General features: G+C 41.2%; 11 protein-coding genes. 8 read left to right on the forward strand and 3 right to left on the reverse strand.

Annotated elements, in window-relative coordinates:
- Window positions 1-2 precede the first annotated feature (2 nt).
- A complete protein-coding gene (locus L990_RS19950; protein WP_047447594.1) occupies window positions 3-947 on the reverse strand; it encodes a PstS family phosphate ABC transporter substrate-binding protein in 945 nt (314 codons plus the stop codon).
- Between the two features lie 221 nt (window positions 948-1,168).
- Here L990_RS19950 and L990_RS08315 point away from each other — a divergent pair, with 221 nt between their 5' ends.
- The 5 genes from L990_RS08315 (at window position 1,169) to L990_RS08335 (ending at window position 8,458) form a co-directional block, all read left to right on the forward strand.
- Window positions 1,169-1,867, forward strand: coding sequence for a Crp/Fnr family transcriptional regulator (locus L990_RS08315; RefSeq protein WP_047447596.1), 699 nt, complete (start codon window positions 1,169-1,171; stop codon window positions 1,865-1,867).
- Window position 1,868: 1 nt separating this feature from the next.
- Entirely contained in the window at window positions 1,869-2,282 is a 414-nt protein-coding gene (locus tag L990_RS08320; protein ID WP_047447599.1) for an RrF2 family transcriptional regulator, read from the forward strand.
- Between the two features lie 525 nt (window positions 2,283-2,807).
- Window positions 2,808-5,636, forward strand: a complete 2,829-nt coding sequence (locus tag L990_RS08325) for a TonB-dependent receptor (protein WP_047447601.1) — start codon at window positions 2,808-2,810, stop codon at window positions 5,634-5,636.
- A gap of 44 nt (window positions 5,637-5,680) precedes the next feature.
- Window positions 5,681-7,192: a hypothetical protein gene (locus tag L990_RS08330; protein WP_081981653.1), complete on the forward strand. Its 1,512-nt coding sequence runs from the start codon at window positions 5,681-5,683 to the stop codon at window positions 7,190-7,192.
- Window positions 7,193-7,336: 144 nt separating this feature from the next.
- Window positions 7,337-8,458, forward strand: coding sequence for a transglutaminase domain-containing protein (locus L990_RS08335; RefSeq protein WP_047447603.1), 1,122 nt, complete (start codon window positions 7,337-7,339; stop codon window positions 8,456-8,458).
- 64 nt (window positions 8,459-8,522) lie between these two features.
- Here the strand turns inward: L990_RS08335 and L990_RS08340 are convergent, their stop codons facing one another.
- Both L990_RS08340 and rocD read right to left on the reverse strand, forming a co-directional pair.
- Window positions 8,523-10,562, reverse strand: a complete 2,040-nt coding sequence (locus L990_RS08340; RefSeq protein ID WP_047447605.1) for a M13 family metallopeptidase — start codon at window positions 10,560-10,562, stop codon at window positions 8,523-8,525.
- A gap of 207 nt (window positions 10,563-10,769) precedes the next feature.
- Window positions 10,770-12,005 (reverse strand): ornithine--oxo-acid transaminase, encoded by a 1,236-nt coding sequence (gene rocD / locus L990_RS08345; RefSeq protein ID WP_047447607.1) that lies wholly within the window; start codon window positions 12,003-12,005, stop codon window positions 10,770-10,772.
- Between the two features lie 343 nt (window positions 12,006-12,348).
- Here rocD and L990_RS08350 point away from each other — a divergent pair, with 343 nt between their 5' ends.
- The 3 genes from L990_RS08350 to L990_RS08360 all read left to right on the forward strand — a co-directional run bounded on the left by L990_RS08350 (window position 12,349) and on the right by L990_RS08360 (window position 14,129).
- Window positions 12,349-13,035 carry a response regulator transcription factor gene (locus L990_RS08350; protein WP_047447610.1) on the forward strand — a complete coding sequence of 229 codons (687 nt, stop codon included), beginning with the start codon at window positions 12,349-12,351 and terminating at the stop codon, window positions 13,033-13,035.
- A gap of 118 nt (window positions 13,036-13,153) precedes the next feature.
- Window positions 13,154-13,555: a VOC family protein gene (locus L990_RS08355; RefSeq protein WP_047447613.1), complete on the forward strand. Its 402-nt coding sequence runs from the start codon at window positions 13,154-13,156 to the stop codon at window positions 13,553-13,555.
- Window positions 13,556-13,586: 31 nt separating this feature from the next.
- Entirely contained in the window at window positions 13,587-14,129 is a 543-nt protein-coding gene (locus L990_RS08360) for a GNAT family N-acetyltransferase (protein WP_047447615.1), read from the forward strand.
- Window positions 14,130-14,147 lie beyond the last annotated feature (18 nt).

A 14,147-nucleotide genomic window follows, 5' to 3' on the forward strand; every position in this document is an offset into this window, starting at 1 on the left:
TTTTACTTTAAAGCCTTTAGCTGTTTATCTATTTTGGCTTTGGGCAATCCAACATACCCGGTTGCTGTTACATACTTTTGGCCTTTTGTTAGCACCCACTTTATAAACTCTTTAGCGAGCTTGCTGTTGGGCTTCCCTTTGGTTACAAAAAAGAGCTCTCTGGCAGGTGGCGAAGGGTATTTGCCTTCCGATATGGCCTTTACCAATTCGCCCATTGTATTGTAGAAGTTTTCGTTGGCATCAATCTTTCCGTTGTTATTTACATCAACGGGGATTACTCGAATGCCTGCAAGCTGCCTTTTGGTTTTAAAGTCGTAGGCATAGGCAATGTTGTTGTACCCAATACCTACCGGATCTTTCTTTACGGCTAGGGCTAATCCTGGATCGCCAAAAACGCCGCTACCAAGAAGATCTTCCTGCTTTTTTCCAAAAAACTTAGCCCATATTTCGGAGGCTCCGCATGCATCGGAGCGGGTGTACACGTGCAATGGTATATTTTTGTTGATGCCAAAAGCTTGGCCCCATGTTTTTGCGCTGCCAGTAATCCAAATGGCGCTACCAACGCTTGGCTTTAGCCCTTTGGCGAGGATTTCTTTGGCAATAGGATTAGATGCATTCATTACAGCCACTACGGCATCTTTTGCAACCGCAATTGCATAGGCTCCCTTGGAGGTCTCTTCGGGGTAAACATCACGCGAAACCATTCCGATATCAACCATTCCGCTCAGGGCATCAGTCATTCCTTTTCCGGCACCTCCCGCTGAAATGTCGATACGAACTTTAGGGTTTTCCTTTTTAAACTCTCCTGCCCATTGAACGGCCAGTGGATAGAGGGCGAATGCACCAGATAAGGTAATATGCCCTTCAAGTGGTTTTTGTGCCACGCCACTACCAGCACTTCCCAATAGTAGGCAGGCTAGCGATACATTTAGTACAATTTTTCTCATTATTATATTAGTTGTCTTTCTTCGTGGTTGTTGCCTTTCGGCATTTAGGGAGCCATAATCCGATAATCGGCTTTTTACAGGCGGCGTATGTTAACGAAAAAATCGAATATTGGCTCTTGTTTGTAAAAATACGTTTAATATCTACTAGTTTGGTGTACATTTGTATGAAAGAATTACTATTCTTGTATGAAATATTTCATATTAACGTAAAGCAATGAAATATGAGCGAAGATAGATATTCATTATTCAGCTGTAATCAGTGCACTTTTAGGCGGTTAAGCTGCCATTTTTTAGGGGAAGATGATTTTGAGCTAATTCGAAGGCATTCTACCCAACTTAAGTTTAAAAAGGGCGAAACCATATTTAAGCAGGGTGGAAATTCTACCCACATCATTTTTATGCATCGGGGGGTGGTTAAGTTTAACTTCCAAAACGACAACGGCAAAAACTTTATAATGACCGTGGTTTCGGGGCCCAAGCTATTGGGAGGGGCCAATCTCTTCTTTAAGGAGACCAATATCTTTTCTATAATCGCCGTAGAGGATTGCGATATCTGCCTTATTGATGGTAAGGAGTTTAGAAATGCCATAATGAAGCATAGCAGCTATATGATGGTACTTTTCGAGCGCTCGTTAGAAATGTTTCAGGCATCAATATTCAACTTTATCAGCTTAGCTCACAAGCAGGTTAACGGCCGTATTGCCGACATTCTTTTATATCTAAACGATAATGTTTACGCTAACTCCGAATTCGAATTTACCTTAAGCAGGAAGGAGATCGCAGAGTTTGCGGCCTGCTCGCACGAGAATGTAATTAATACCCTATCGAGATTTAATAAGGAGGGAATTGTTAGGCTCGAAGGGAAAAAGATATCTATTGTGGATAAGGCTAAGTTGACCGAAATAAGCAAAAAGGGGTAAAATGCTATCGAAAAAAACGAGATACGCCATCATGGCGCTTACCAAGCTGGCCAGGGAAAAGGCTTTGGGGCACGAGTTTACGTTTATTGCCGATGTTGCCGAGAGCGAAATGATTCCTAAACGATTTCTTGAGAATATTTTACAAGAACTCAAAAAATTAGGCTACGTAAATAGCCGCTTGGGGAAGTCGGGAGGTTATTGCCTTATTGTAGATGCCAACGATATTACGCTAAGCGATGTTTTTAGGGCATTCGAAGGCCCTATTGCTATGATGCCCTGCGTGTCGGAGAAGTCGTACCAGCCATGCGAATTTTGTAAGGACGAGCAAAGCTGTAAAATCCGTAAAACCTTTAAGGAGATACGCGATACGTCGTACGAAATTCTTAAGCGTACTACCATTGCCTCGTTGATGTAGCAAAAAAAATGCACCCGAACCGTCGCGGCAGGAGTGCATATCAATAACTCATATTATTCTGAAAAACTTACTTAATCCGTTTGAAGATAGACGAAGATTATTTATTGGCAAAGGTAGCAGGCCTATGTTTCTTGAAGATTCATTACCCTTTAATTGATCGTTATTTTAGGTAGGGCAAAGTTGCTTGATTGTTTTACTGCCTATCTAAAATCTGAAATTTCTCGCTAAATCGTCCTCTTTTATTTAGCCGCTGATAGGCTAATCGAACTTGTTGTTAGCATTATTTTAATATATAGCTTGCCGACTCCTTATTCGTTGTTTGCACATGTGGCTGATATTGAATATGGTGAATTTTGTGTTTTTTAAGTTTAAGTTAATGTTACGTACTTTGCTATTCAAAGTGTTAACCTAATTGAATATTTACATCAGTTTAATTAATTATTTGATAAAAGCGCTTTAAAGTTCACTTCTTATTGAAGGCCTTCTTTTGTAGTGTCAATAAGAAACACAAAAAGAAGTCTTTAGATGAGAACTTTGAACTTAAGAATTACTCTATTATTTCTGATTAGCGTTGCGGGTTTTTCTTCATTTGCTCAGCAAGGAGGAAAAGGAATAATAAAAGGTATTGTAAAGGATAAGTCGAATGCGGAAACTTTAGTTGGAGCAACCATCTCCATAAAAGGGTTACCCGTTGGAACTTCAACCGGAATAAACGGAGACTACCAGCTGGCCGTTGTGCCAGGAACCTACACAATCGTTGTTAGCTTCATTTCCTACGAGAAGATAGAAATTGAAAAGGTAAAGGTTGCCGCCGGAAAAATCGTAGAGCTAAACGTTGATCTCGAAGAATCATCCAAAAAGTTAGATGCGGTTGTGGTTAGCCGTCGCCGAAAAATGAATACCGAGATGTCGATGATTACCTCCATAAAATCTTCGCAGCTGGTTACAAGCGGCGTTTCAAGCCAGCAAATAGCAAAGACGCAAGATCGAGATGCATCCGAAGTTGTTAGACGTATTCCGGGTATTTCTATAATTGATGATCGGTTCATTGTTGTTCGGGGATTATCTCAGCGTTACAATAATGTATGGATGAATGGGGCAGCAGTGCCTAGCTCCGAGGCCGATTCACGTGCTTTTTCTTTCGACATGATTCCCAGCTCGCAGCTCGATAATATTACCATTGTTAAATCTCCTGCGCCAGAGTATCCTGCCGATTTTTCAGGAGGTTTCGTCCAGATTAATACGAAGGATGTAGCCGAGAATGGAGGCTTAGAGATTAGCTATGGCCTTGGGTTAAACGATCAAACCCAATTTAAAGAGTTTAGGATGGCACCTAAAGGGAAACTTGATTTTCTTGGTTTTGATGATGGTACACGTAAACTCTCCTCAATTGTGCCTTATCGTATGAGTAATGAGCTGTCGTCTAATGGTGCTCAAATCAATGCGGTATCAAAAAAAGGTTTCAATAATGATTGGGCTACATCAGACGACAAGTCTTTTTCTCGTCCCGATCAACGTTTTTCGGGGATGTGGAACAGAAAATTTTCGATAACAAGCAGTCGTAGCCTTGGAGTTAATGTTGCAGCCAACTATAGCAATAGCAGTAAAGCCATTCATAACATGGAGAATGCGCTTATAGGCTCGTACGATATTGTTAACGACCGTCCAAACTACTTTTTTAAGTATGTGGATAACCAGTTTAATGCGGAGTCGAAGTTTGGGGCAATGCTCAACCTTTCGTATGCTGCCAACGAAAAGAATTCAATTCAATTCCGTAATTTGATAAATCAGTCGGGCAAAAATAGGCTGACAGAAAGAGAAGGAGATCAGTTTAACAGCGGTTACCATCAAAAGAAGGAGGAGTATATCTACTCTAGCCGATTAACCTACAATGGTCAGCTGGCAGGTTCGCATAACTTCGACGAGAAGGGAAAGCTAACGTGGAGTGCTGGCTACTCATACTCCAATAAAAACCAACCAGATCGACGTACCATCTCCTACGATAGGAATATAAATAGCAGCAACGATCCTTTTGAGATGGATTTTAACGATACCAAGCGTCGCTTTACCGATCTAAGTGAGCATGTAATGTCGGGCGGGGTAAACTACGAGTACAAGTTGAGCGGATGGGATCTTATAAAGCCAACGTTAAAGGCTGGGGTATATGGCGAATATAAAAAACGCGATTACGATACTCGTTCGTTTTACTACATATTCAACGAAACGCCAGCAAATGCCTCTTTAAAGTACCAGCCTGCCTCAGACATTTTTACTTCCCAAAATTTAGGAACAAATGGGGTTTACATCTACGACGAAACACGTAATACCGATAATTATAAGGCAAGTAATACATTGGGGGCTGGATATGTAGGTATTAACCTTCCTATAAATAAGCTGAACTTATACGGTGGCGTAAGGTATGAGCAAAACCAAATGACCGTAACGAAGTACCTATCAATGGATCCAACAGATTTTTCAACCAAGGATTCTAAGTATAGCAGCACTGATTTCTTCCCATCGCTAAATGCATCGTACAACATAAGCGATAAGCAGCTCCTACGTTTGGCTTACGGCGCAACGGTCAATCGTCCTGAATTTAGGGAGCTATCAACCTCCTCATACTACGATTTTGATATTTTCAGCTTTGTTATTGGTAACGATAAACTCAAGAACGCATATATTCAGAATGTTGACTTTAGGTATGAAGTATACCCTAAGTCAGGAGAAATGTTCTCGGTAGCCCTTTTCTACAAAAACTTTAAGAATCCTATCGAATCTACCTACTATGAAAATGCAGGAGGTTACACTTACTCGTTTACCAATGCAAAAAGCGCCAATAACGTAGGGGTAGAGGTTGATGCTAAAAAGAACCTAGATGCCATTGGGCTAGCCAACTTCTCGCTTTCGCTAAACGCAGCTTACATCTACAGCCGTGTTCAATTTGATGGTAACAACTCTTTAGAGCATAGTCGTCCAATGCAGGGACAATCCCCATATCTTATAAATACAGGCCTATTTTATCAGAACGAAAGGTATAAGTTAAATGTGGGTTTGCTGTATAACGTGATTGGTGAGCGTATTGTGGGTGTAGGTCGTAAAGTTAATGGGAATAGCAACATCTCGGTACCAGATATCTACGAGCAACCTCGTAACCTTGTCGATGTGACTTTTAATGTGAAGTTGAGCAGGTATATAACTCTGAATGGTGCCGCTAAGAATATTCTAAACGAGGATGTGCTGCTTCAGCAAACGGCAAAGTTTTCATCTGCAAAAGGCGAGCAAACTCGCAATCAGGTAAAGCAAAAATATACGCCAGGGAGAAGCTATTCGCTGGGTATATCTGTAAAGTTTTAAACGAATTTCAACTATAAAAAACCAAATTTTCAAAACTAAAAGCAATGAAAAAGATGCTTACGAAAATGAAACTTTTAGCAGCTGCATTTGCGCTAATATCAGTGATAAGTGGCTGTAATAAGAATGACGATCCTTCTCCTGTTGGCCCTGTAGTACCAGGCGATGCAAAAGTTTGGTCAGGAACAAGTATTGGCGATGGCTCTGCTGAGTTCGAGATAAAAGGAAAGTATGTAATAAAAAAAGGTGTTTATTCACTTAAGGGATGGGTTTACATCACCGATGGCTCGGAACTTTACATCGAACCAGGAACCATTATTAAGGGAGATAAAGCAACCAAAGCTGCTCTTATAGTTGAGCGTGGCGCTAAACTTTTTGCAGAAGGAACTTCAACGCAGCCAATCGTATTTACATCAGCACAGGCTCCCGGAAGTCGTAAGCCTGGCGATTGGGGTGGATTAGTAATTTTAGGTAAGGCCAAAAATAACATGGGAGACATGAGTATTGAAGGTGGCTTGAGGAGTAAGCATGGTGGAACCAACGATAACGATAACTCAGGAATAATCCGTTACGTGCGTGTGGAATTTGCAGGATACCCATTTGCTACAGATCAAGAAATCAATGGCATTACGTTAGGTTCTGTTGGTAGCGGTACTACTTTCGATCACGTTCAGGTTTCCTATAGCAACGACGATTCTTACGAATGGTTTGGTGGTTCGGTTAACGGTAAATACCTCGTTGCATACCATGGTTGGGATGATGACTTTGATACAGATAACGGATTTTCTGGTAAAATGCAGTTTTTATTGGGAGTTCGTAATCCTAAAATTGCAGACCAGTCTGTTTCTAACGGTTTTGAATCAGATAACAATGCGAGCGGATCGTCAGCCGAACCATTTACATCAGCCGTATTTAGTAACGTTACATTTATTGGACCAATTGGTCAAGATGGCAATTTTGTGAATACTACGGCATACATTGATGGAGGAGGTTTGAATCCAAATAATGGTTCACGCTTAGGACAGTATCAAGCAGCAATGCAGATTCGTCGCAATTCCCATCTAAATGTGTTTAACACCGTTGCGACCGGCTATCCTGTGGGCATCATGGTCGAAAATGATAAGGGAAGTGCCACGCAAGCGGCAGCAACTGCAGGTAACTTAACCGTACAAAATGTTGTTTTTGCAGGAATGAGCATTCTTGGTAGTGATAAGAACAAAACATGGAAGGATGCGCTTTCGACAGATGGAACAGCTATTGACGAGACAAAACCATCATTTTCTAATGGCTATTTTTCTCGTGCAAATGGAGGAAACAGCAACCTTACAAATATTGCTGATCTTAAGTTAAAGCAACCAAGTAGCGTTGCTAGCACTCCAAACTATGGACCTTCGACAGGAAGTCCGCTTGTAGGAAAGAGCAATTTATTTACTCCTGCATTACTTCAAAATACGTTTTTTGATAAGGTAGACTACATTGGCGCATTTAAGAGCGATGCAGATGCCGACAACTGGATGAAAGGATGGACAAACTTTGATCCTCAGAATACGATCTACTAGTTTTGTTTATAGGTATTCCTGATGTTTGTTCAGGAATAATCGGAGGTAGGATGGTGTTCATCCTACCTTTTTTCGCTTCTGGCTTGGTAGTAATTGTTTCGCATTTGTGCCTTATCCTCCTTCAAAAAAGCTATATTTGATAGTATGAGGCAAGCGGCGATCATACTTGGTTTGGTGATTTGGACTATTTCGGGATTTTCTCAAAATTTCCGAAAGGTTGATAGGTTTGTTCATCAAATTTCGAAAAAGGATATCGTTAGTGTCGATACGTTACGAATGCTTATAGAGAATAATTTTAGCCGCGAGCCAGATCGGTTAAGGGCCATATATGGATGGATTTGTAGCAACATCACCTACGATATAGATCGAATGGCCAATCCGCTAAGTTATAGTAGCGATTCTGCTGTTCGTGGGACTTTAAGCAAGCGTAAGGCAATTTGTTCTGGCTATGTTGATTTGTTTATTGCTATCAGCCGGGAGTTGGGTATAAAGGCACACTACATCTCTGGATATACCAAGCAGAATGGTGTGGTTGTAGATTTGGAGCATGCATGGGTTGCCGCTCGGCTCGCTAATGGGCAATGGAAATTATTTGATCCAACATGGGGCGCTAGCGAATGGGTTAATGGCGAACTTGTAAAACGGGTTTCGTACGACTACTTTATGGTAGAGCCAGTGGAATTTATAAAAACGCACATGCCCTTTGATCCGATGTGGCAGCTGCTCTATCAGCCTATTAAAACCGACGAATTCTACGGACAAAAATTGTCTAAAGATGATGACTATCTTTTTAACTACAACGATACCATTCGCGATTATCAGGTACTCTCAGAATCAAGAATGTTTAGCAATTTGATGAGACGGATGGAGTGGGCTGGCATTAAAAATGAGGCTGCAAAGCGATATTTTTCGATGACGGAGAAGTATTACCATCTGGCTTTACAGAGTGAAGAGCAAGCGCAACGAGATTTGTGGCTCTATGCGTTTGATCAGCAAACGAAAAATTATCGGACAAGTTTGGAAATGTACGAGCAGCTGAAAGGGTTGCTCGGGGATTATAAACAGCGAGGAGTTTCTGTCGAACAGCTTATTTATAGTTCAACCGTTTTGATAAGGCACACCGATGATTGCTTAGCTGCTCTTAGTAAGCTTAGAACGGATAAGTATGCTGATGTTGAACTATTAGATGGGTTGAAAGATAAGGTTGAAAATATCTTTGATCTTGTTAAAAATCAAAATATGTCGGTAAGACGGTTAGGAAAGTAGTTGAGTAAATAAAAACGCACCCCCAATTGCTTGAAGGTGCGTTTCTGTTGCTGACCTATATTACTTACCAAACTTTGGCTCTATCTGCAGGTGCAATATAAAGCGGATCGGATGGTTTAATATCAAAAGCTTTGTAAAGTGGATCAATGTTGAAAATTGCTTTGTTTACGCGTGAAATAGCAGGAGCGTGTACGTCTTCTTTTAGGCGTCGCATAAGCTCTTTATCGCGCATCTTTTGTCTCCAAACCTTAGCATAGCCAAGGAAGAAGCGTTGGTCGTAGGTAAATCCATCAATAGCGGCCGGTTTCTTGCCATTTAATGAAAGCATGTAGGCATCCCATGAGATGTTTAATCCGCCATTATCGGCAATGTTTTCGCCTTGTGTAAGCTCTCCATCAACATGAAGGCTATCTAGGATTTTGAAGTTGTTGTATTGGTCTATAATAACCTTGGTACGTTCTGCAAATTTTTTGGTATCATCTTCGGTCCACCAGTTAACCATATTTCCGTTAGCGTCAAACTGCTTTCCTTGATCGTCAAATCCGTGGGTCATTTCGTGACCGATAACCATACCTATTGCACCGTAATTTACAGCATCGTCTGCATCCATATTAAAGAATGGAGGTTGCAGGATGGCGGCAGGGAATACGATTTCGTTGTTTAATGGGTTGTAGTAGGCGTTTACAGTTTGAGGGTACATTCCCCATTCGGTAATGTCTACCGGTTTTCCGTACTTATTAAGGTTTTCTCTAATTTGGAATTTGCTTGCTTGTAGCACATTTTCGAAGTAGGAATCACGATTTACCTCCATTGAGGAGTAGTCTTTCCATTTGTCGGGGTATCCTACTTTTACCATTACCTTGTTGAGCTTTTCAGCTGCCTTTGCTTTGGTTGCATCGCTCATCCACTCCAACTTTTGAATTCTAGCGCGATATGCTGTACGAAGGTTTTCAATAAGGGCTATCATTCGTTGTTTTGCAGCAGGAGGGAAGTGCTTTTGAACGTATAGCTGTCCAATTGCTTCTCCTAGGTTGCCATCAACCTCGTTAGATACACGTTTCCATCTAGGAGAAATAACTTTCTGTCCTGACAAGGTTTTACCGTAAAACTCGAAGTTAGCGTTAACGAAATCGCTGCTTAGCGACGAAGCTGTACTGCGAGTTGCTGTCCACACGAGGTATTGCTTCCACACGTTAACCGGAGTAACCTTAAGTAGGCTATCGGCTGCTTTGAAAAATTTTGGCTGCATTACAATAACCTGATCGTTGGTAAGGTTAAGACCAAGGGTTGTAAAGTAGCTATTCCAAGGGAATGAAGGATATTTAGTTGCAAGATCCGAAGTGTTGACTGGGTTGTACAACGCTTGATTATCGCGGTTTTCTAGGCGCGTGTTAGAAGCCTCAGCAAGCTTGCTTTCGAGTGCGTAAATGTTTTTTGTAGCCTCTTCTGCAGCGCTCTGGGTGTAGCCAACTAAGGTTAGCATCTTTGTGATTAACTTTTTGTAGGCTGCCTGAAGTTCCTTGTTGTGAGGGGTATCCTTAACGTAGTAGTCTCTGTCTGGCATTCCTAAACCAGACTCCGCCAGGTACATTTTGTAGATGCGGCTGTTCATAAAGTCTTGCTCAATGCCAGCGCCAAACAATGCGGGAATCCCGTAAAGATGCATTTGGGTAATGGCTTGCTGTACATCACCCATTGTTTGAATTTGATTGATTTGGTTGATGTACTTAAGAAGCGGAGCGGCTCCTAACTTTTCTATTCTGGTGCTATCCATTCCAGAAGCATAAAAGTCGCCAATTTTTTGTGCAGCACTACCCTTTGGAGCACCTGTAGTTGCGGAGGCTTCCTTAAGAATCTCCTGTACATCCTTGATGGATTTTTCTCTGAGAATGTCGAAAACGCCATACGAAGTTTTGTCGTCGGGAATGTTGGTCTTTTTTAGCCATGTTCCTCCCGCAAATTCAACAAAATTTACGCCGGGTTTCACATCCTTATTCATGTCTGCAGCATCAAGTGCTTTCTTTTTAGCATCTGGATTCGTGCCACCAAAGGTAACGGTGGCAGGTGCCATTGCTAGTACCATGAGAAGATACCTGTTTTTCATCCTTATGATTTAAGTTTTACTGGTGAATAATCAATTAAAATTACAAAGGTATTTAAAGACGTCGAAGCAATTAAAAAGTTACACGCTTTGCTCTCTTTTTAAGCCCATTTTAATGTGAAATGCCACTTAAAGGAAAAAAGCCACCCCTAAGGGCAGCTTTTTAGTTGATTCAATAGATAGATTGTTTAGCAGTTTGTAGTTTCTTTTTTAGCTATTGCGGATATCTTCGAACGCTTGCTTTATTAGCCCGATTGCTTCGCGAAGCTGCTCTTCGTTAATAACCAATGGTGGTGCGAAACGGATTATATTTCCGTGGGTTGGTTTGGCTAAAACGCCTCTATCGCGCATGGCAAGGCAAACGTCCCAAGCCGTTTTCCCGTTCATATTCTTGATAACGATGGCGTTCAGAAGGCCTTTTCCTCTTACCAATTCGATCATAGGCGAGTCGAATGAGCGCATTTCTGAGCGGAATATTTCACCTAGTCGATTTGCATTTTCTGCCAACTTTTCGTCTTTTACCACCTGTAGCGCGGCTATAGCAACCTTACATGCAACAGGGTTGCCGCCGAAGGTAGAGCCATGTTCGCCTGGCTTGATGCAGAGCATGATGTCATCGTCTGCGAGAACGCAAGATACGGGCATAACGCCACCAGAAACAGCCTTTCCAAGAATAAGGATGTCTGGTCTAACCTCTTCGTGATCGCAGGCTAGCAGCTTGCCTGTGCGGGCGATACCTGTTTGCACCTCGTCGGCGATAAATAGCACGTTATTCTTTTTGCAAAGCTCGTATGCTTGCTTTAGGTAGCCTTCATCTGGAACAAAAACGCCAGCCTCTCCCTGTATTGGCTCCAAAATAAAGCCAGCAACGGTTGGATCTTCGAGCTCTTTTGCTAAAGCGTTGATGTCGTTATACGGAATGCGAATAAATCCAGGGGTAAACGGTCCGTATCCTCCGTAGGATTCTGGATCGTTAGACATGGAAACAATGGTTATAGTACGTCCGTGGAAGTTTCCATCACAAACTATGATTTTTGCCTGATTTTCGGCGATTCCCTTTTTCATGTAAGCCCACTTACGACAAAGCTTAAGAGCCGTTTCATCGGCTTCTGCTCCGGTATTCATCGGTAGAACCTTGTCGTAACCAAAGTAGCTAGTAATATATTGCTCGAATTCGCCAAGTACATTGTTGAAAAATGCGCGCGATGTTAGAGTCAGCTTCATGGCTTGCTCTACCATGGCGTTTACAATTTTAGGATGGCAGTGTCCTTGATTTACAGCTGAGTATGCTGATAAAAAGTCAAAATATCTTTTACCATCAACATCCCACATGTAGATTCCTTCTCCGCGCTCAAGGACTACGGGTAGTGGATGATAGTTGTGGGCGCCATACTTCTCTTCTCTTTCGATGTAATCGTGACTTGTTAGCTTAGTCTTGGTTTCCATAATATGATGTGTTTGATTTTTTCGCAATCTATAAATTTAAGCAATAAGTGATTCTGTTTCTTGTAATATTTTTTTTCTCTTTTTTATCTATATGTAAGCGATGTTTGGCTAATATATTAAGGATGTGAACTAATATTGTTAATATGGCTTACAATTATTTACTTTTAATAAATGTAAAATAATGATGTTTTGTTTAACATTAATCGCTCTTCGATGTTTTCTTGTAAAAGAAAGTGAAAATGTATTGGCCTTTTATGTTGTAATTAATTAGCTAATGCTTAACTTTAACCTAATGTTAGGTAAGTAAACTTGTAGAGTAAATAAACATTACCTTAAAACGCTTATGGACACAGGGCTCCACAAAATTCTGCTTGTAGACGACGAAAATGATATTTTAGAGTTTGTAAGCTACAATCTAAAAAAGGAAGGATACGAAGTGCATACCGCTACCAATGGTAGGGATGCCATTTCTGTTGCCATGGACGTTCGACCTCAGCTGATCATCCTAGATGTGATGATGCCGGAGATGGACGGGATCGAGACCTGCGAGGAGATGCGTAAAATTCCAGAACTATCTACCGCCATTATTGCCTTTTTAACTGCCAGAGGGGAAGATTATTCTCAAATTGCAGGGTTTGAGGCTGGGGCTGACGACTATATTGCCAAGCCAATAAAGCCAAAGGTGCTTGTTAGCCGTGTAAAGGCACTTCTTAGACGGGCCGAACATACGGGAGCAAATACAACGGTTATTTCTGATGACGCTGCCATTATTATTGACAAGAATAGGTATGTGGTTATTAAGGAAGGGCAGGAACTGGAGCTTCCTAAGAAGGAGTTTGAGCTGCTTGCTTTGCTTTATTCTAAGCCTAAGAAGGTGTTTACCAGAGAGGAAATATTTAACGCCATTTGGGGCGATAACGTAATTGTAGGGGATAGAACTATTGATGTGCATATCCGCAAGCTGCGAGAGAAAATTGGTGATGACTTTATTAAAACCATAAAAGGTGTTGGATATAAGTTTGTAGACTAGATATTTATTGAAGAAGACCGTTGAGTATAGCTTTCGGTCTTTTTTTATATAAAAATAGGATCAATACAGGTGTTGACAGCAGCTTGGTGAAGTACGTTAGTTTTTAACTGATACTCTTATGGTAGACAGTATTAAATATTTCGAGGTAGTGTTGTATGTAAAAGATCAGGCTATTAGCCGAAATTTTTACCAGAAATTGCTAAGGAGGCAACCCGAGTTAGATGTACCTGGAATGACTGAATTTTTGGTTACCAAAAACTGTAAGTTGGGGCTTATGCCCAATGATGGTATTGCCAAAATACTGGCTGATAAAATGCCTCATCCCGATAGAGGAATAGGTATACCTCGTTGTGAACTCTACCTGTATGTTTCCGATTTAGAAAACGAATTTTATAATGCGCTCGATGGAGGTGCTTTACTTGTTAGCCCTATCGAAATTCGAAACTGGGGAGATAAGGTTGGTTACGTAGCAGATCCTGATGGGCACATTATTGCTTTTGCCGAGAAAGCATCGCATTAAGCCGACATCATTCATATAAAAATGCATATTTATGATTTTAAAGGTTGATGGTAGAATTAAACTTGAACTTGTTAGCTCAAAGCATGTGCAGCCAATATTTGATATTGCAAATGATAATAGAGAGCATTTGAGGCAGTGGCTTCCTTGGATTGATAGCATGCATGGGGTTAGTTTTATCAGAGACTTTATCAGCGTTTCAGAGCAACGGCATGCAATGGGAACTGATTATGCCTTTGTCATTTTATGTGACGAGATGGTAGTTGGGCGGATTGGAATATATAAGGTTGATACATACAATCATGTTGGGGAATTGGGCTATTGGATAGGGAAGGAGCATGAAGGAAATGGGATTATAACATCTTCATGCCGGAGGCTGCTGCAGTATGGCTTTGAAGTGCTAATGCTAAATCGAATAGAAATTAGGTGTGGTGTTGAGAATGTTCGAAGCCAAAGAGTTCCTGAAAGGTTGGGATTTACCAAAGAGGGAACGCTTCGTCAAGTGGAAAATATACGGGGCCACCTTATCGATCACTATTTATATTCGCTTTTACGAGACGAGTATAAATCGACCTAATAATCTAGAGGTGCTACA

Origin of the sequence: Alistipes sp. ZOR0009 (genome assembly GCF_000798815.1) — a bacterium.
GTDB lineage: Bacteria > Bacteroidota > Bacteroidia > Bacteroidales > ZOR0009 > Acetobacteroides.